Origin of the sequence: Bacillus sp. 196mf, from assembly GCF_003217275.1 — a bacterium.
GTDB lineage: Bacteria > Bacillota > Bacilli > Bacillales > Bacillaceae_G > Bacillus_A > Bacillus_A thuringiensis_S.
In genome coordinates, this window is record NZ_QJTG01000001.1 from 654,253 (window position 1) to 674,296 (window position 20,044).

Here is a 20,044-nt window from a genome sequence, read left to right on the forward strand (position 1 = left end):
ATTAAAAAATCCATGATTCGGGATAGGGTTCTTTTCTTCGAAATACTAATCTTTAATTATTAATCCTAATAAAGTAGCAAACTGAACAGCTTGATATGTTGATACTTTACATCCTCTTAAATCGTTCACTGAAACTGTAAGTGTATCAAAGGTAGAAGAACTAATATCTATCCCCTTCAGTGATGTCTGATCAAAATTAGCTTCATCAAGACTACATAATTGGAATTCAACTTTTTTAAGTTTACAGTCAAAAAAATCTGCATTATTTAATGAAGTTTCATTAAATATAATTTTTTCTAGTTTAGAATTCCCAAATGCTGCTAAATTCAAAATTGAATTCTCAAATTTAACATTTCCTAAGCTAGATTCTGCAAAATTAACCCCGATTAATTTACTGTTTTTAAATTCGACTCTATGAACAGAAGAATTGCTTAAATTAACATTTGATAAATCGCAGTTTTCAAAACAAACATCTGTAATATCAATATTGCTAAAGTCTGTATTAGTGAATTTACAATTCTTTATCACTGCATCATACAATCGCACTCTATCTACAGATTCATTTTCGAAAGTGGAGTCTATAATTTCACACACTTCTAATGTTGGATCTTCTTCATAAAAAATATCTTGAAAATTCTTTGAAGATAACTCTGGTGAAATTTTTGGTCTATCAATTTTCATCGTATATCAATCCTCTTCTATTTGATATATTTGTGTAATTTGAGTCCATTGTCTGTAAAGAACATTAGTTCTTATTATACAAAAATCTAAGTTCTTTTGTGAAGAGCATTTTAGCTACATTTTTCTTATTTAATAATAGCAGTGTTATTGTTTCTTAAGAAATAACGTCAAAACAAATACGAGAACGGCTAATATAGTCGCTACAAGGAAAGCATTTTGTATTTCTAAAATATTCGCCTCTTGTAATGTCTCCGCTTTTAGTAATCTTCCAATTAGCTTACGTAAGATCTAATTACATCTCCTTATTTTCTTGAAAATCAACTTCTATAATGATTTTGAAAAAGAAAAAGGAGGGATTTTCCATGAAGCGATTTGTATTAGCAGCCATTACAGTCTCTGTAATATTTTTAATTGCTGCCTGTTCTGTGACGACAAATACAACAAATGATCATAAAAATATGAATGATAAAAAAACACTACAGACTGAAACAGCTACAACACCATTGAAGGTTGAAAAAGGACCAGAAGTTACTTTAATAGCGAAAGAAGAAAAGCAAAAATTAAGTAACGGTGTTATTGTTCCAGTCTGGACATTTAATGGCTCATCTCCTGGTCCAGAAATTCGGGTGAAAAAAGGTGAAAAGGTGAAAGTGACATTAAAAAATGAATTATCTGTACCAGTATCCATTCATTGGCATGGATATCCTGTCCCAAATAACATGGATGGAATTCCAGGCGTGACACAAGATGCAGTTGAACCAGGAAAAAGTTTCACTTACGAATTTGAAGCGAACGTACCAGGAACGTACTGGTATCACTCGCATCAAGATTCTGTAAATCAATTAGATAGAGGTTTGTATGGAGCGCTCATTGTAGAAGATACAAAGGAAAAATATGATAAAGATTACACATTAATGTTGGATGAATGGGTTACAGATAAAGAAGAAATTAAAAAGCAGTTAAAAGAAATGACAAAAGGGCAAATAGGTAATAAATCTAAAGGTGATGAAAATACGAAAAAGAATGACGATAAGAACGGCATGGATCATTCCGGTATGGACATGGGCAGTGATCAAAAAGACTCTGGCAATATGACAGGAATGGACCATGGAAATATGAAGATGGAAGGTCATGATATGAGTATGTATGATTTATTCACAATCAATGGAAAAAGCGGTGATTTAGTAGTGCCATTGAAAGTGAATAAGGGAGATAAAGTTCGTCTTCGACTTGTTAATGCTGGTTATCTATCACATGATATACATGTTCACGGTCATGATATAAAAGTAATTGCGACAGATGGTCAACCAATAAACAATCCAAAAGTTATAAAGGATAAAGTAATTTCAATCGCACCGGGTGAACGTTATGATATTGAATTTACTGCTAATAATCCTGGGAAGTGGTATGTTGAGGACCATTCAAAAAATAAAGGTGCAAAAGGAATGAAAGCTGTTATTGAGTATGATGGCAGCAAAGAGATGAAAGATAAAGCAGATGAAAAGGGAAAATTAGCGAAATTAGATATGACGAAATATGGTGCTAAAAAATTAGGTAGTTTCACGTTAAATCAAGAGTATACTGCCACATATAATATGGACTTAAATACGCAAATGAATGAAAATGAAATGGTATATACAATTAACGGAAAGGTATTTCCGGATATTGACCCAATTCAAGTAAAAAAGGGTGATTTAGTAAAAGTGAAATTGGTAAATCGTTCTAAAATGGATGATCACCCAATGCATTTACATGGTCACTTCTTCCAGGTGTTGAGTAAAGATGGAAAACCGATAGAAGGTTCTCCAATTGTAAAAGATACATTGAACTTAAAACCAGGAGAAGAATATGAAGTAGCCTTTGTAGCAGACAATCCCGGTGAGTGGATGTTCCACTGTCACGACCTACATCATGCTTCAGCAGGGATGGTAACGGAAGTGAACTATACAGATTATAAATCTGACTATGTTCCAAACCAAAACATTCCTAATAAGCCAGAATAATAGGAAGCAGTTATTCTATGGATAGCTGCTTATTCATTTTTGTTGCAAGTACTAATTTATATGTTGATTATGCCCAGGTGAAGGTGCAGGAGTATGATGTGGGAATGTCGCGAATACGGCAACTATAATTACTACACTAATTGAAAGTAATAACAAAAAACGCTGTTGGATAAAAGTAGAAAAGTTCTCCGATAACAATTGAATCACACAGGACATAGTAATCGTTATAGTAAGTAAAAGGCTAATGAACAATATACTATGAGCTTGTTGAGCGTTTAACATTTCTGTAATCATTGCTCCCATCATACTTGCCATTAATCCAGAGAACAGTCCTTCTAAAGCAGTATATAGGTGAAAACGTAGACCCACTAAAAAACCGATAAAACCACTAATTAAAATAGCAAGTAAAGTAGAATATAGTAATTCCCCCTTAAAGAGAATGCCTAAATAAAAACCAATACTTAAACCGATACTCATACTAAAAGACATAATAAATACCATATACTCCATTAGGGTACCCTTACGTTTAGAAATATTGGATGCAATAAGAATTGAGGTACAGCAAAGTGTTAAGGTAGTTAACGTATAAGCAAACATTATGATACCTCCTTGTCCTATCGTTCATTTCATCATATGTGTACTTATGATAATTTATATCTGCATATTATCTGCACAATTTCATAGATGTAAGCAAAGGAACGCTTGATTTTTTAGGGCGTCTTTTTTAATTGTAAGCATGTGAAAGAAATTGTTATATTATGAGTTTCTATTGTGAAGCCATAAAGAATAAGCGTATAATATTATAGGTCTCACATTTGCGAGACAAACCGCGAATGATAAATAAGATTGTTGTTTTATCATCGCTTCTAAACATATAGACAATGAAAGTAACACTGGAATACAGATAGGGAGTTATAAAATGAAATTAATTATTGCCGAGAAACCAGATCAAGGGTTGGCTCTTGTTTCACAGTTTAAATATCGCCGGAAAGATGGATATTTAGAAGTAGAAGCAAATGAGTTATTTCCAAATGGAGCGTACTGTACATGGGCAATTGGTCATTTAACGCAGTTATGTAATCCAGAGCATTATCACGCAGAGTGGAAAAAATGGTCACTTAATACATTACCGATGATTCCAGAGCGTTTTCAATTTGAAGTAACAAAGTCAAAGTATAAGCAATTTAACGTTGTGAAACAGCTGTTACATAATCCACAGGTAACAGAAATTATTCATGCAGGCGATGCTGGGCGTGAAGGGGAACTAATCGTACGAAATATTATTAATCTTTGTAACGTGCAAAAGCCGATGAAGCGTCTATGGATTTCGTCTTTAACGAAGCAAGCTATTTATCAAGGGTTTAAAAATTTACTTGACGAATCAGATACAATTAATACGTATTACGAAGCATACACAAGATCTTGCGCTGACTGGGTTGTTGGTATGAATGCATCACGTGTCTTTAGTATTTTGCTAAAGAAAAAAGGAATGAATGATGTATTTTCTGCTGGTCGTGTCCAAACACCAACGTTAGCATTGATTGTAAAGCGTGAGAAAGAAATTGAAAACTTTAAGTCAGAGCCTTTCTGGGAAGTGTTTGCAACCTTTAATATAGAAGGAAAGAAATATGACGGAAAATGGGAAAAGGATAATGAATCCCGCTTAAAAGACCCTGATATGGCGAATAAAATTGCGGCATTTTGCCAAGGGAAACCGGCTGTTGTGAAGGAAATGAAAACGGAGCGTAAAGAGTTTCAGCCGCCGCTTTTATTCAACTTATCATCACTGCAAGCAACGGCAAATAAAGCCTTTAAGTTTTCACCGAAAAAGACGCTTGATATAACGCAAGCACTCTATCAAAAAGGGATTGTTTCTTATCCACGTTCAGATTCTAACTATGTTACACAAGGAGAAGCAGCGACGTTCCCTGATATTTTACAGAAGTTAAGTCAATTTGATGAATATAAAGGCTTATTACCGGCACCAATTGAATCCATTATGAACAATAAGCGTTATGTGAATGAAAAGAAAGTAACAGATCACTACGCAATTATTCCGACAGAGCAAGTTACAAACCCAAGCAGACTATCAGGTGATGAAAAGAAAATATACGATATGATCGTAAGAAGGCTTATTGCAGCTCATTATGAAGTTGCAATCTTTGACTATACAACGATTGTAACGCTTGTAGATGAACGTGCTGAATTCATTTCAAAAGGAAAACAGCAAATTCAAGAAGGTTGGCGTAAAGTTATTTTCCAAGACGATAAAGATGACGAAACCATTCTTCCAATTGTAGCTGAAGGTGAAGAAGGAAAAGTTGTAAAGGTGAAAGTGAAAGAAGGAAAAACACAGCCACCGAAGCGTTATACAGAAGGACAACTTATTACGTTAATGAAAACAGCCGGTAAGTATTTAGAGAATGAAGAGCTAGAGAAGGTATTGAAGAAAACAGAAGGTTTAGGTACGGAAGCGACCCGCGCGGGTATTATTACGATGTTGAAAGACCGTAAATATATAGATGTAAAGAAAAACCAAGTGTATGCGACTGATAAAGGAAAAGTATTAATTACCGCAATTGGTGACAAAATACTAGCTTCACCGGAAATGACTGCGAAATGGGAACAACGTCTTGCGGAAATTGGTGAAGGTACAGCATCACCAGCAACTTTTATGGAACAAACGAAAAAGCTATCAGCTAAAATTATTGAAGATGCAGTGGAAATGTCTGAGAAGTGGGATTTCACTGGACTACATGTTGAATCGATTGAACGAAAAGGATCGAAATTTACAACGGGTAAAAAGGTTGGTAGCTGTAAAAAATGTGATGGCGATGTAATTGATAAGTCAACGTTTTACGGTTGTTCTAACTATAATACAACGCAATGTGATTTCACCATTTCAAAGAAGATATTAAGTAAAACAATTTCGCAAAAGAATATGACAAAGCTCTTAAAAGGTGAAAAGACTGATTTAATTAAAGGTTTTAAAAAGGGCGAGAAAACGTTTGATGCGAAATTAGAGTGGAAAGATAATAAGATTAATTTTGTATTTGAGAATTAATTTGTTAAAAGAGCATGACATAAAACTGTCATGCTCTTTTGTTTTTCTTTTATTTAAAATTTAACGATAAAAAAAATCCTTTAAATAATAATTTTTTATTGTAAAACGATAAATTTTGTATTAAAATCAAAATCATAATAAATGAATGAGGTGCTTTTGTTAAAAGGTAACAACCTTATTTTTAAAATTAGAGGAGGTATAACTATGAACATTAACAATTTGATTGTTAAAAATATGGATAACCCCCATGAGTTGGAGAAGATGTATAGAAAAGATCCGAAAGCTTTTAAAAAAGCATTCTCACAAGCATGGGACCAAAACCCTGATTCCCAGGTTCTAGGTGCTTGGTATGAAAGGTTGCATTTCAAGGAGAAAGTAAATAAAGAAAAAACATCTTTGTTTCAAAAAGGTTTCTTATTCATGGGCCTTTTAGCTATTCTGGCCGGCATAAGCACCAGGATCATTTTCCACTTTGTTGAGCAGGAAGCAATTGCTCCAATTAACTTGGCTTTTGGTGTAATTCCCTTTATTGCTGCTTATTTTGTTTACAATAATACTCCCAAAAAAAGTATTATTTATTCCCTTGCAGCGTTGTTCCTTATTTCCGGGATGTATCTTAATACGTTGCCATTAAATTATAAAGACAGTACCATTCTTGCTTATTTACATCTTCCTATATTTTTATGGGTCTTAGTAGGGCTTGCGTTTACAGGAAATGAATATTCAAAAGGCAGTACAAGATTAGCCTATATAAAATTTAATTTAGAATATTGTCTTCTCTACGCCAGCATGGCAGTGAGCGGAATGATACTAGCAGTATTCACCATGCGTTTATTTAGCTTTGTTGACTTAGATATAGGAGAATTCTATTTTAGTAATGTTGTTTTATTTGGAGCAGCGGCTCTCGCTATTGTGGCTGCATACTTAGTATCAATGAATCTTAAGCTTGCTAAAAATATTACACCATACATATCTAAAATTTTTAGTCCTCTCGTCCTGATCACGTTGCTTATCTATCTTATAACGGTAATTTGGGTCGGGAAAAATCCGTTCTTGGATCGCAATTTCCTAATGGCCTTCAACGGAATCCTCCTTGGTGTATTGGCTGTTACCATATTTTCTATCGTTGAAAGTGACTCGGACGAGAAAAAGAATATTTCAGATTATATAAATTTTTCCTTAATTGTTCTGGCGCTTATTATTGACACTGTCGCATTGTCAGCCATAGTATTTAGACTTTCTTCTTACGGGATTACACCTAATAGACTTGCTGTTTTAGGAGTAAACATACTGATTTGGGCAAATCTCATTTGGATTATGTTTGCCTATATGCGTTTCTTGCAAAATAAATCAGGACCAAAAGCTATCCAAGATGCCGTTACGAAGTATTTGCCAATATACGGACTTTGGGCAGCTTTCGTTATATTTACGTTTCCTATCATTTTTAATTAGAAAGGATCTGTTAATGCGGGAGTGGTGAGGGCTAATAATCATTGGGGGATGAACAAAACCCCCAATGATTAAAGTTTCACTTTATTACAATTGGTATTATTACGTTTGTAGTTTCGGTAATTTCATTTGTATTGATAAATAAGAAATAAGAAATAAGAAATAAGAAATAAGAAATAAGAAATAAGTGTTGTATGTAATCTTTCCATAATAAAAAACGTCCCAAAATGGGACGTTTTTTATTATGCGTATTGCCGTTTTTTCTTAATAAGCAACAAAACTTGTGAAACACAAGCTAGTACCGGTAACTCAATCAACGGTCCAATAACGAGTGCAAGTGCGATAAGAGGCTCGTCTGGAAAAGCTGTTACAGCGATAGCGAGTGCAACAGGTGAGTTTCTTGCTAACGTTGTTAAGCTTAGACTTACTGTATCTTTGTAAGATAAATGCATGATGCGTCCGATAAATTGTCCTAGTAAAAAATTAATGATGAAGAACAATAGAACAGGAACGAGTAATAATAAAACGACATTCATATTTTGCAGTAAATATTTACCTTGTGATGCAAACATCGCTACTATTGCTAAACTTAAAAATACAATTTGAGCAGAGCTGAAAAACGGAATGAGTTTATTCTCGAGAGTTTCAGCTTTTTTCATTTTATTCATAATGAATTTTGTAGCGTGTGCAAGTATAAATGGTAAGACGATTACGATAACAATACTTTCTACTAAAACAGAAACCACTACAGTTTTCATGACACCAGCAAATAAAAATAAATAAATTGGAAGGAGTAGTACTTGCAAAATTAAATTTACAGGTAAAATTGCAGTAGAAAGTGCTACATTTCCTTTCGCTATTTCAGTAAAGATTAAGTACCAATCTGTGCATGGAGTAACCATTAACATTATAAATCCAACCCAAAGTGCTGGATGATCTGAAAGAAATAGTGCTCCTAATCCCCAAGCGAGTAAAGGGGTCCATAAGAAGTTAATAGTAAGACTTGTTCCAGCAAATTTTAAATTGCGAAATCCGTTTTTTATTTCTTTTAATGGGATGCTGAGGAATAATCCATATAGCATAAAAAATAAGAAGGGAACAATAAACTTGTCTGAATACGTATGTATCATATTAAATTGTCCGAGTACGATGCCGCATGTAACAGCAAAAAGAATAATAAAAGTTTGAATCTTTTCTATAGTGCTCATGAATAAATCCTTTCTATATATGAATTTTCCTCTCTAAGTTTATTATACAAGTAATAAAGATGTATTTGGTGTTCAATTGTATTTTAGTTAATATTTTTAAATTGAGATTTTGTTTTTTATTGAAAGTTACTTGACTAAAGTAAGTGGCTATATTACAATCACTTGCATAAGGTAATTAAATAACAAAAAGTTTTGATAGCTTAACTTAAGGTATCTATTGAAACTTTTTCTTAGAATAAGAATTTTTATGATGATGAATAATGAATATGAAAAGAAAGATTAGGTGAAGAAAATGGGACTATTTAGCTCATTATTTGGTAAAAAAGAAGAAAATAAGAATGTAGAGGGGAATAAAAAAATGTCAAAAGTATTATTTGTAAAAGCAAACGATCGTCCAGCGGAGCAAGCAGTTAGTTCAAAAATGTATGAAACATTTGTAAGTACTTATAAAGAAGCAAATCCAAATACAGAAATTATGGAATTAGATTTATTTGCATTAGATCTTCCTTATTACGGAAATATCGCGATTTCAGGTGGATATAAACGTAGCCAAGGCATGGAGTTAACAGCTGAAGAAGAGAAGGCAGTTGCTACAGTAGATCAATATTTAAATCAGTTTTTAGAAGCTGATAAGGTTGTATTTGCATTCCCATTATGGAACTTTACAGTACCAGCACCATTAATCACATATATTTCATACTTATCTCAAGCTGGAAAAACGTTTAAATATACAGCAAATGGCCCAGAAGGTTTAGTTGGTGGTAAAAAAGTAGTTGTGTTAGGTGCTCGTGGTTCAGATTACTCTTCAGAGCAAATGGCTCCTATGGAAATGGCAGTTAATTACGTAACAACTGTACTTGGATTCTGGGGAATTACAAATCCAGAGACAGTTGTAATTGAAGGGCACAATCAATATCCAGATCGTTCACAACAAATTGTTGAAGAAGGTCTAGAAAACGTTAAAAAAGTAGCAGCGAAATTTTAATTCATGATAGTAAATGGAAAAACCAACATGGATGACCGTGTTGGTTTTTTAGTCTATTTTTCATGTTAAAAAATGTATATTTATAAAATAAAAGAAAAGTTCGAAAATAGTATTGCAAAATATTATATAGCAAACTATAATGAGTTCAAGAATAGTTGATACTTAAATTAAATATTCAGAAAATTCAATTAGTTAAAATTGGAAAATGAGATAAGGAAATTTGAATGGGGGTTATAATATGGCGAATAAAGTACCGTTTTCGTTCATAGTAGTTATTGGATTAATGTTATTTGCACTATTTTTTGGAGCAGGAAATTTAATTTTCCCAGCGATGCTTGGTCAATCAGCAGGAGAGAATGTATGGATTGCTAACGCTGGATTTTTAGTAACTGGTGTTGGATTACCATTACTAGGTGTACTAGCATTTGGTTTTTCAGGTAAAGATGATTTACAGTCATTAGCAAGTCGTGCTCACCCAGTGTTCGGGATTGTATTTACAACAGTTTTATACTTAGCGATCGGTCCGTTATTTGCAATACCGAGAACAGGAAATGTATCTTATGAAATTGGTCTTAAGCCGTTTATGCCAGAGGGAGTAGGTTCTACACCTTTAATTCTTTTCACAATTATATTCTTTAGCATCACTTGTTTTTTTTCGCTAAATCCCGCGAAAATTGTCGATATTGTTGGAAAAATTTTAACGCCAATTAAGTTGACTTTCATCGGTATTTTAGTAATCGTTGCTTTTATACATCCGATTGGAGATATGCAAGCACCAGTGGAAGCTTATACATCACATGCATTCTTTAAAGGATTCCAAGAAGGATACTTAACGATGGATACGCTCGCATCATTCGTATTCGGGATTATCATCATCAATGCTATTAAAGAAAAAGGTGCGAAAACGAAAACACAAATTATGGTCGTTTGTGCAAAAGCGACAATAATTGCAGCATCTATTTTAGCAATTATCTATACAGCTCTTTCTTATATGGGTGCTTCAAGTGTTGCAAAGCTTGGACATTTAGAGAACGGCGGAGAAGTATTAGCGAAAGTTTCTAACTACTATTTCGGATCATATGGCGGAGTATTATTAGGATTAATGATTACAGTAGCTTGTTTAACAACTAGTGTGGGACTTGTATCAGCATGTTCTTCATTCTTCCATAAGTTATTCCCAAATGTTCCTTACAAAGCAATTGCAATCACACTATGTGTATTTAGTGCAATTGTTGCAAACGTAGGATTAACACAGTTAATCGCAGTTTCTGTTCCAGTATTAACAGCAATTTATCCACTAGCAATCGTATTGATTTTCTTAACATTCTTCCATTCATTATTCAAAGGAAGAGCTGAAGTTTATCAAGTGAGCTTAATCGTAACATTTATCATCAGCTTATTCGATGGATTAAGTGCAGCTGGAGTTAACATTGAAGTAGTAAGCCAAGTGTTCACTAAATTCCTTCCGATGCAGGAAGTAGGATTAGGCTGGATCTTCCCAGCGATTATCGGTGGATTTATCGGATATGGCATTAGCGTTGTAAAAGCAAAAAATCAAGTTCAACCAGCAACTAGAGCGGATAAGAAAATAGGTTAAATAAAAAAGTTATAGAACTTGTTTCTATAACTTTTTTTGTTACTATTGATAAGGATAGAAAAAATAAAGTAGTAGGGGAAATAAAATGAAAAAAACAATTGATCATATCGGCATCGCAGTTCGAGATATAGATAGTACGATACGTTTTTATGAAAATGTGTTACTAGGAACTTTAATAGATCGTTACGTAAGTGAAGCTCCCGGTGTGGAAAGCGAAGTAGCCATTCTTGAAGTGGATGGAGATAGAATTGAATTACTTGCACCGACGAATAATACGACGTCGCCCATTGCCAGATTCATCAAACAAAAAGGTAAAGGTGTACATCATGTTGCATATCGAGTAGATGATTTAGATGTAGCTTTAGAAGAGTTAAAGGAGCAAGGCATTCGAACGTTAGAGCATACACTTCGAATTAATAAACACGGCAGAAGATTAATTTATCTTAACCCAGCGGATACTGAAGGAACGATTATCGAGTATTGTGATTATCCGGAAGAGAAATAGAAGAGGGATATTTTTTTAAAGGTGTTACGTAATAACGTAATACCTTTTTATTTATGTATTTCACATTTTCTTCACAAATGATTCACGATAACTTTTCTTCTTTGATAACTTACATAAATATATTTTATGATATAATAACAATCGACTTTAAAAATGTAAGTTGTATCTATCATAATAGTTACTATTATATTGGAAGTTTAGAGGTAGAAGAGAAATAAAGAGTTATACTTTATAGAAATTTATATTTAATCAGGTTAATATTTCTACGGAGAATCAAACTTCGGAAGTTAAAGTAATGAAAATAGAGCGATGAGGAAGAAAGAAGTGAAATGAGTGTGAAAGTAATGAGAAGATTAGGGACATGGTTATTACTTGCGTGTGTGCTTATCATATTGATACCGAAAAGTGCATCTGCTCATGCGTATGTTGTGAAATCAAACCCTACGGAAAATGAAACGTTGAAGAGAGCACCATCTGTTGTGAAAATTGAATTCGATGAGGACATACAAGTTTCACGTTTTAATACATTGTATGTGAGAGATACATCAGGTAAAAGAGTCGATTTAAAAGATGCTCATATTGATAAAAAAAATAAAAAACTATTAGAAGCCGGATTAAAAGAAAATCTCAAAAATGGTCTCTACTCTATTCAGTGGAAAGCTATTTCAGCTGATGGGCATCCAATTCAAGGGGTTATTCCATTCCGTATTGGATTAGCGGAAGCGGGAACAGACGATGTACAAGTGGAAGAGATGGGGTATGTCCCGCAAATCGATATGATTATGGAACGTGGAATTTTATATACAAGTTTCTCGCTATTTTTAGGAGTTCTCTTCTTTAATCTTATTATGTATAAAGGGAATGCAACCTCGGTTCGATCAAGGAGTAAGAACATAATATGGATCTCCTTATTTGGGATATTTATTAGCTTGTTATTCAACCTACCATTGCAAGCGAAAATAAATGCCGATGTTTCGTGGCTAGAAGCATTCAACCCTTTACTATTAAAAGAAACATTACAGCTTTCTGTTTTTGGTTATGTATGGATTACTCAAATGGTTCTCATTAGTACGATTATAATTGTTACGTATTTTGCGGTGAAGCATGAGAAGTTTTCGTCGTTTAAAGTATGGAGTATTCCAATACTATTGTTTATAGGGCTACTTGTTATGAAGGCCTTTAATAGTCACGCATACGGTTTAAAGTTTAAAGACATTGCTGTCGTTATGGATTTTCTACATTTATTCGCAGCTTCATTATGGGCTGGTGGTTTATCATCTATTATTCTTCTTTTACGTAATGAGGATAACAAGTGGCATATGTATTGGGATATGATTAAGCGTTTTTCACCGTGGGCAACAGGTGCTGTCATCGTGATTTTAATAACAGGCCTTTTTAACAGTACATTTTTTATTCCAACAATCCACTCGTTATTTGATACGAAGTATGGATTGGCTTTATTAACAAAGATACTTTTATTCATTTTCATGGGGATATTGGGAATTATTCATTATGTGAAAGGGAGAATGCGAGCACAGCAAGGATTAGGAGCTACGGTGAAAGTAGAGTTTGTCATTGGAATTATCATTTTCGTAATCGTAGCTTTTATGACAAACGTACAAACACCACCGATGCCTCCTACTGGACCATTTACAGAGAGTAAGCAATTAGATAATGGATATGAACTTACGCTAAATGTAAGTCCGAATAAGGTAGGTCAAAATAAATTCCATATTACACTAAAGGATGAAAAGGGACAGCCTATTACTGATATGGAACAAATGATATTGACGACTCAATCATTAGATATGAACATGGGAAACGGTTCATTTAAAGTTTCAGTAGTTTCACCGGGAGAATATGAAGCTGAAGGTATGTATATTAACATGACAGGAAACTGGAATATACATGTTCATGGATTAACAAAATCTCTTGATAGTTTCGATACAGATTTTAAATTTATTGTCGGTGGCAGATAAAAAGAAGCTATGTATGAAAAGGAGCTAATAGAAAATGAAACGTATAAAAAAATTAGGAACAACAATGATCGCAACAATTATTGCAGTGGGAATTTTTTCGTTACCTGTTAGTGCGCACGTCACTGTAAAACCAGCAACTTCTGATATTGGTTCTTGGGAGACTTATACGATAAAAGTACCAGTTGAAAAAAATGAAGCAACGACGAAAGTTACACTGAAAATACCGTCTGGAGTAGAGTTCCAACAGTATGAACCAGTCCCAGGATGGAAAGTTGAGGAGCAAAAAGATACAGCCGGAAAAGTTAAAACTGTAGTATGGGAAGCGACAGGAGAAGGGATTTTAACCGGCCAGTTCCAGCGATTTACTTTCGTCGCTAAAAATCCGGATAAAGAGCAAAAAATAGCTTGGGACGCATATCAACAATATAAAGACGGAGAAATTGTTGAATGGACAGGTGATGAAAAAGCTGAAAAACCGCATTCACTTACTACAATTGCAAAAGGTACGTCATTAACAGGAGAACATGGTGAAGTGTCTAGTGTAGAAAAGAATGAAGGTACTAGTAATATGCAATTGATAGCAATTGTCTTATCTATTTTGGCGATAGTATCGTCGGTAAGTGCGTGTGTTTTTGTAGTACGTCGTAAAAAGTAAGACGTAAGAAAGAGCCTACAAACAGTAGGCTATTTCTTACGTTTATTTCATTTCAACTTGCTGCCTTACAGCAAGTGTTTTCGGTTTCATATTTACAAAACAAATACTCACAACAATAAATAATAGTCCGATGAATAAGCTAATGGTAATAGCCTCATGTAAGAAAATTGAACTTACAATAATAGCTATTAGTGGAATGAGAAAGGTATAAGCCCCAACTTTACTTGCTTCACCAGCTCCAACAAGTGTGAAGTATGCAAGCCACCCCATTGCAATAACGAAGAATGAAATAAAGAGAAGTACGCTAACAAATGGCATACTCCAAGCGATACTAGACCAGCTTTCAAACTCTGAACCAAATCCAATTAAGCAAAGGCCACCAATAATAAGCTGAAGTGTTACCATCCAAATGGCATTAACACGGTGACCAGTCTTCTTAATGAATACTGTGCCAAGTGCCCAGCCAATAGCGCATCCTAACGCGAGAAGGATTCCAATAACAGAAATATGTCCTGTTAAACTGCTTGAGCTAATAACGCCTACACCAATAAATCCGAGAACAAGCCCGAAAATTTTCAAGCCGTACATTGATTCTTCAAGCCATATCCACGAGAAAATACCGAGTAAAACTGGTTGTAGAAATACAATGGCGGAAAATAACCCAGCAGGCATATATTGAAGGCCGACAGTTTGTAATCCGTAAAATATAATGATGTTAAGTAAAGAAGAAATAACGTATAAATGCCACGTTTCTTTTAAATGTAACTCTTTGTATTTCGGTAATGCGAACAGGAGTAAAATGAATCCTCCAATTAAAGTTCGAACGCCTGCGAATAAAACAGGTGGTGTATAATGCAGGGCAAACTTTGATAAAGGCCAATTGATTCCCCACATGAAAACGAGAAAGGTAAGGATTATGGCCGTCTTAGTTCGAGAAAGCTGTGTCACTGAAAGACCTCCTTGTTGTTATTCATTTCACTATGATATGATATCGACTGTAATAAATAAAATGAATCTTTTTTATGAGGAGTATAAGTGATTAGTTATGACCATTACACAACTGCAAGTATTAATAAAAACTGTTGAGTTAGGTAGTTTTACGAAAGCTGCCAGGGTATTAAATATGACGCAGCCAGCTGTTAGTCATGCGATTTCAAGTATTGAGTCAGAGTTAGGAGTTACTATTCTTATACGTGATAAACGAAAAGGGCTCCTCGTTACGGATGTAGGAAACAGGATTCTTGTACATATTAGAGAGATTTTGAACGGTGTAGAGAAGATTGAACAAGAAGTTGCGATGGAGAAAGGACACGAAGTTGGGACGATTCGAATTGGTAGTTTTCCGAGTGCTTCTGCACATTTCTTACCCAAAATGATAAACCTTTTTAAGGAGAAGTATCCGAAATTAGAAGTGGTTCTTTGTGAAGGAACGATTAAAGAAGTTGAAGATTGGTTAGTATCGAGGGTTATTGATATAGGAATTGTTATTTTGCCTAATAAAGATATGGAGATTGTTCCATTAACGAAGGGGAAAATGGTTGCTATCTTAAGAGAGGATCATTCTCTCTGTAAGAAGGACTCTATTACAATTAGTGATTTAGAGAATGAACCGATCATATTATGTAAGGGCGGATACGAACCACCTATTATTGATATGTTTAAACAAGCAAATGTACCACTTCGGGCTGAGTATGTAATTTCGACAGTTACTACAGCTTTAAATATGATTCAAGAAGGATTAGGCATTGCAATATTAGCTGAATTATCTTTAACGAATTTACCAAAAAATGTGCAAACGAGAGAATTGGAACCACAAGTATGGAGAGAAATTGCTTTAGCTGTTCCTTCATTAAAGGATTCTTCAATCGCTGTGCAGTTATTTATTGAAGAATTTCAATCGCTATTTGCAGAATAAAAAGAGGTGTCTCATATATCATAATGGGACACTTTTTAATTTACTTATAAAAAATCTATGAAAAGGATTGACTTATTTTTCAGTTGTAACTATAATGATTACATCAAGGTGGTGATTACGATGAAAATTAGTAGCCGCTTTTCCATAGCTGTTCATATTTTATCTATTTTGAAAAACAATCCATCTTCACTTTGTACTTCAGACTATATGGCTGAGAGTGTCAATACAAATCCAGTAGTCATTCGTAAAATCATGTCGTACTTGAAACAAGCTGGCTTTGTTTACGTAAATCGTGGACCGGGTGGCGCGGGATTACTAAAGGATTTACATGAAATCACATTGTTAGATGTGTATCATGCAGTGAACGTAGTCGAAGAAGACAAGCTATTTCATATTCACGAGCAACCGAATCCAGATTGTCCAATTGGGGCGAATATTCAAGCGGTGTTAGAAATTATTTTAATTCAAGCACAATCCGCGATGGAAGAAGTTTTGAGAAATATTACGATGGGGCAGTTGTTTGAAACTTTGCAAGAAAAAATGAATGCTTAAATAATATTTATATTTTTTTATCACTAATGTAACTGATTGAGTTACAGCTATAAAGGTAAGGTGTAAAAGTTATGACTGTAAAAATGAAAGTATACTCAGATTTTATATGTCCGTTTTGTTTTTTAGCAAAAGGTCCATTAGATGAGGTAGCGAAAGAGAAAGATGTAGAGATTGAATGGATGCCATTTGAATTACGTCCAAGTCCATATTCAAAAATAGATCCATGGAATGAGCCAGAAAAATTAGGTTCATGGGATGCTTTCATTCTTCCGACTGCGAAGAAATTAGGAATCGATATGCGCTTGCCACGTGTTTCACCGCACCCATATACACATTTAGCTTTCGAAGGATGTCAATTTGCAAAAGAACGTGGACTAGGTAATGAGTATCACCACCGCGTATTCACAGCATTTTTCCAAGAGGAACAAAATATTGAAGATATTGATGTGTTAACAACATTAGCGGTAGAAGTAGGACTTCCTGAAGCAGAATTTAAAGATGCTTTAGTCACTCGTAAATATAAAGAAAAACATCAAGAAGCAATTCAGCACGCATATGATGAAGCGAATATTATGGCTGTTCCAACTGTCATGATTGGAGATGAAGTCATTCAAGGGCTTGCTAGTAAAGAAACACTAGAAAGGGTCATTGATAAAGAAATTGAAAAGGATAAAACAAATTCATTTGAAGGTATGCAATGTAATACCAATGGATATTGCTAATTCGCTTGTTATGAAATAACAAAATAAATTATAAAACAAACATTTGGAGGAATTAAAATGTCAGCAACTACAACAAACTTAAAAGAAGCAATTGTGAACCGCCGTTCAATTCGTAAAGTAGCAAAAAACGATGCAATTACGAAAGACAGAATTGAAGAAGTGTTAAAAACAGCTTTACACGCACCAACATCTTTCAATATGCAAAGTGGTCGTATGGTTGTATTAATGGATGGAGAGCATGAAAAGTTTTGGGATATCGTTAAAGAAACACTAAGAGCACGCGTACCAGCAGAAAACTTTGAAGCGACTGTAGAAAGACTAAAAGGCTTCCATGCAGGTGTAGGAACAGTTCTATTTTTTGAAGATCAAGCAACTGTAGAAAAAATGCAAGAAAATGCCCCATTATACAAAGATCAGTTCCCATTCTGGTCTCATCAAGGAAATGCGATGTTACAACATACTGTGTGGATGCTATTATCTGCTGAAGGAATTGGAGCGTCATTACAACATTACAACCCAATCGTAGATGCTGAAGTGAAAGAAACTTGGAACATTCCGGCAGAGTGGAGCTTAGTAGGTCAAATGCCATTTGGTGAACCAAACGAACAACCAGCAGAAAGAACGTTCTTACCTACTGAAGATGTAGTGAAATTTTATTAAGAAATACAATATGTAACGAGAAGGAAGCTGTGCTTAAAAACAGCTTCCTTTTTTGTAGTGGTGTTAATTTATGCGTATTTAGGGAAGAAATATAAGAAATAATACGGTGAGAAGGGAATTAGAAAAATGAATGATGAGAAAAAATATACAGTGGTAGGTACTGATGTTGAGGAAGTAAAGCGTTTAAATAAAAATTCAGGGTTAACGTATAATCAAGTGAAAGAAATGTTAGCAAAGCAAATGCAAAAAAAGAAGTAATTAGATTGAAATCTTTCATTTTTTCATTTAGCATTTTGATTGGAGAGAGTTAAGTAAAAGGTAACTCTCTTTTTTGTATAGCTAAGCATCTTATAGAGTGGAGGAAGCAACATGAAGAAATGGGTAAAGGTAACGCTGTCTATCACTGGAGGCATTGTCTTATTAGCGTGTGCTGGTGGATATTACGTGTATAAAAATTATTTTCCAAAGGAACCTGAGCGTATTGTATATGATAAAGAAAGAGTGCTACAACCGATACATAATCAGCTTAAAGGAATCAATATAGAAAATGTAAAGATAAAAGAAAAAGAAGTCGTAAATGCGACTGTAGATGAGCTTCAAAAAATGATTGATGATGGAAAGTTGTCATATGAAGAATTAACGAGTATTTATCTCTTTAGAATACAAGAACATGATCAAAATGGAATAACATTAAATTCTGTTACAGAGATAAATCCTAATGCGATGGAAGAAGCAAGAAAGTTAGATCAAGAGCGGGGTAGAAACAAAAATTCGAATTTATATGGTATTCCTGTCGTTGTAAAAGATAATGTACAGACGGAAAAAGTGATGCCGACTAGTGCAGGAACTTATGTATTAAAAGATTGGATTGCAGATCAAGACGCAACAATTGTGAAGCAGTTGAAAGAAGAAGGAGCATTTGTTTTAGGAAAAGCGAATATGTCTGAGTGGGCGAACTATTTATCTTTTACAATGCCAAGCGGGTATAGCGGGAAGAAAGGACAAAATTTAAACCCGTACGGTCCGATTACATTCGATACTTCAGGATCAAGTTCAGGATCTGCTACAGTAGTTGCAGCAGATTTTGCACCGCTTGCAATTGGAACAGAAACGACGGGATCGATTGTTGCACCCGCGGCGCAGCAATCAGTAGTTGGGTTACGTCCATCTTTAGGTATGGTAAGCAGAACAGGAATTATTCCGTTAGCTGAAACTCTTGATACAGCAGGACCTATGGCAAGAACGGTAAAAGATGCAGCAACATTATTTAATGCAATGATAGGTTATGACGAAAAAGATGTTATGACAGAAAAAATGAAAGATAAAGAAAGAATTGATTATACAAAGGATTTATCGATAGATGGATTAAAAGGGAAAAAGATAGGGCTTCTTTTTTCTGTAGACCAACAAGATGAAAATAGAAAAGCAGTAGCAGAAAAAATTAGAAAAGACCTTCAAGATGCAGGTGCGATATTAACTGATAATATCCAGTTAAGTGCTGAGGGTGTAGATAATTTGCAAACATTAGAATATGAGTTCAAGCATAATGTAAACGACTATCTTTCACAGCAAAAGAATGTACCGGTAAAATCGTTAGAAGAGATTATAGCGTTTAATAAAAAGGATAGTAAAAGACGAATAAAATACGGACAAACATTAATTGAAGGGTCTGAAAAATCTGTTATAACGAAAGAAGAGTTTGAAAACGTAGTGCAAACGAGTCAAGAAAATGCAAGAAAAGAGCTAGATAGGTATTTAGTAGAAAAAGGTTTGGATGCTCTAGTTATGATTAATAACGATGAAGTTCTTCTATCAGCTGTAGCTGGTTATCCGGAATTAGCGGTTCCTGCTGGATATGATAAAAATGGAGAACCAATCGGTGTAGTGTTTGTAGGGAAACAGTTTGGTGAAAAAGAGCTTTTCAATATTGGATATGCGTATGAACAGCAGTCTAAAAATAGAAAATTACCTAGTTTATAAAAGATTATATGAAAAATAACTGGAATCTAACAATATGAAAAGAAAAAAAGGATTCTTCTCAATTAGTAAGAAAGATTGTCTATAGGAGT

18 protein-coding genes are annotated in these 20,044 nt (G+C 34.3%); 14 read left to right on the forward strand and 4 right to left on the reverse strand.

Annotation, left to right across the window (positions count from 1 at the left end; all coding sequences use genetic code 11):
* Nucleotides 1-45 precede the first annotated feature (45 nt).
* The gene (locus ATL10_RS03635; RefSeq protein ID WP_000687268.1) at nucleotides 46-681 is read right to left on the reverse strand and encodes a pentapeptide repeat-containing protein; all 636 of its coding nucleotides are present in this window, start codon (nucleotides 679-681) and stop codon (nucleotides 46-48) included.
* A gap of 362 nt (nucleotides 682-1,043) precedes the next feature.
* Between ATL10_RS03635 and ATL10_RS03640 the strand changes: the two genes are divergently transcribed.
* Complete coding sequence (locus ATL10_RS03640; protein WP_090976169.1) at nucleotides 1,044-2,684, forward strand: multicopper oxidase family protein; 1,641 nt, start codon at nucleotides 1,044-1,046, stop codon at nucleotides 2,682-2,684.
* A gap of 51 nt (nucleotides 2,685-2,735) precedes the next feature.
* On the opposite strand, the gene ATL10_RS03645 is transcribed toward ATL10_RS03640, so the two are convergent.
* Nucleotides 2,736-3,281 (reverse strand): hypothetical protein, encoded by a 546-nt coding sequence (locus ATL10_RS03645; RefSeq protein ID WP_000458530.1) that lies wholly within the window; start codon nucleotides 3,279-3,281, stop codon nucleotides 2,736-2,738.
* A 322-nt stretch (nucleotides 3,282-3,603) separates the two neighbouring features.
* On the opposite strand from ATL10_RS03645, the gene topB reads away from it, so the two are divergent.
* Nucleotides 3,604-5,748 carry a DNA topoisomerase III gene (gene topB / locus ATL10_RS03655; protein ID WP_000766766.1) on the forward strand — a complete coding sequence of 715 codons (2,145 nt, stop codon included), beginning with the start codon at nucleotides 3,604-3,606 and terminating at the stop codon, nucleotides 5,746-5,748.
* Nucleotides 5,749-5,952: 204 nt separating this feature from the next.
* Nucleotides 5,953-7,200 carry a DUF4153 domain-containing protein gene (locus ATL10_RS03660; protein WP_001024718.1) on the forward strand — a complete coding sequence of 416 codons (1,248 nt, stop codon included), beginning with the start codon at nucleotides 5,953-5,955 and terminating at the stop codon, nucleotides 7,198-7,200.
* Nucleotides 7,201-7,439: 239 nt separating this feature from the next.
* Here the strand turns inward: ATL10_RS03660 and ATL10_RS03665 are convergent, their stop codons facing one another.
* Nucleotides 7,440-8,405: an arsenic resistance protein gene (locus tag ATL10_RS03665; protein WP_000103816.1), complete on the reverse strand. Its 966-nt coding sequence runs from the start codon at nucleotides 8,403-8,405 to the stop codon at nucleotides 7,440-7,442.
* A gap of 292 nt (nucleotides 8,406-8,697) precedes the next feature.
* Here ATL10_RS03665 and ATL10_RS03670 point away from each other — a divergent pair, with 292 nt between their 5' ends.
* From ATL10_RS03670 to ATL10_RS03690, 5 genes are all read left to right on the forward strand, one after another.
* Complete coding sequence (locus tag ATL10_RS03670; RefSeq protein ID WP_000522501.1) at nucleotides 8,698-9,390, forward strand: FMN-dependent NADH-azoreductase; 693 nt, start codon at nucleotides 8,698-8,700, stop codon at nucleotides 9,388-9,390.
* Nucleotides 9,391-9,628: 238 nt separating this feature from the next.
* Entirely contained in the window at nucleotides 9,629-10,987 is a 1,359-nt protein-coding gene (gene brnQ, locus ATL10_RS03675) for a branched-chain amino acid transport system II carrier protein (protein WP_001284785.1), read from the forward strand.
* 85 nt (nucleotides 10,988-11,072) lie between these two features.
* Nucleotides 11,073-11,492 (forward strand): VOC family protein, encoded by a 420-nt coding sequence (locus tag ATL10_RS03680; protein WP_000750850.1) that lies wholly within the window; start codon nucleotides 11,073-11,075, stop codon nucleotides 11,490-11,492.
* 329 nt (nucleotides 11,493-11,821) lie between these two features.
* Nucleotides 11,822-13,471, forward strand: a complete 1,650-nt coding sequence (locus ATL10_RS03685) for a copper resistance CopC/CopD family protein (RefSeq protein ID WP_110496438.1) — start codon at nucleotides 11,822-11,824, stop codon at nucleotides 13,469-13,471.
* Between the two features lie 34 nt (nucleotides 13,472-13,505).
* Nucleotides 13,506-14,126 carry a YcnI family copper-binding membrane protein gene (locus ATL10_RS03690; protein ID WP_110496440.1) on the forward strand — a complete coding sequence of 207 codons (621 nt, stop codon included), beginning with the start codon at nucleotides 13,506-13,508 and terminating at the stop codon, nucleotides 14,124-14,126.
* Between the two features lie 42 nt (nucleotides 14,127-14,168).
* On the opposite strand, the gene ATL10_RS03695 is transcribed toward ATL10_RS03690, so the two are convergent.
* Entirely contained in the window at nucleotides 14,169-15,074 is a 906-nt protein-coding gene (locus tag ATL10_RS03695; protein ID WP_023521703.1) for a DMT family transporter, read from the reverse strand.
* A 97-nt stretch (nucleotides 15,075-15,171) separates the two neighbouring features.
* On the opposite strand from ATL10_RS03695, the gene ATL10_RS03700 reads away from it, so the two are divergent.
* The 6 genes from ATL10_RS03700 (at nucleotide 15,172) to ATL10_RS03725 (ending at nucleotide 19,955) form a co-directional block, all read left to right on the forward strand.
* Nucleotides 15,172-16,041, forward strand: a complete 870-nt coding sequence (locus ATL10_RS03700; protein WP_098360753.1) for a LysR family transcriptional regulator — start codon at nucleotides 15,172-15,174, stop codon at nucleotides 16,039-16,041.
* Between the two features lie 120 nt (nucleotides 16,042-16,161).
* Entirely contained in the window at nucleotides 16,162-16,593 is a 432-nt protein-coding gene (locus ATL10_RS03705) for an Rrf2 family transcriptional regulator (protein WP_000704073.1), read from the forward strand.
* A 71-nt stretch (nucleotides 16,594-16,664) separates the two neighbouring features.
* Nucleotides 16,665-17,315 carry a DsbA family oxidoreductase gene (locus ATL10_RS03710; RefSeq protein WP_097924365.1) on the forward strand — a complete coding sequence of 217 codons (651 nt, stop codon included), beginning with the start codon at nucleotides 16,665-16,667 and terminating at the stop codon, nucleotides 17,313-17,315.
* 57 nt (nucleotides 17,316-17,372) lie between these two features.
* Nucleotides 17,373-17,975, forward strand: a complete 603-nt coding sequence (locus tag ATL10_RS03715; RefSeq protein ID WP_001277009.1) for a nitroreductase family protein — start codon at nucleotides 17,373-17,375, stop codon at nucleotides 17,973-17,975.
* A 126-nt stretch (nucleotides 17,976-18,101) separates the two neighbouring features.
* Nucleotides 18,102-18,233: a hypothetical protein gene (locus ATL10_RS31720; RefSeq protein ID WP_000997344.1), complete on the forward strand. Its 132-nt coding sequence runs from the start codon at nucleotides 18,102-18,104 to the stop codon at nucleotides 18,231-18,233.
* Nucleotides 18,234-18,344: 111 nt separating this feature from the next.
* A complete protein-coding gene (locus tag ATL10_RS03725; protein ID WP_000759469.1) occupies nucleotides 18,345-19,955 on the forward strand; it encodes an amidase family protein in 1,611 nt (536 codons plus the stop codon).
* Nucleotides 19,956-20,044 lie beyond the last annotated feature (89 nt).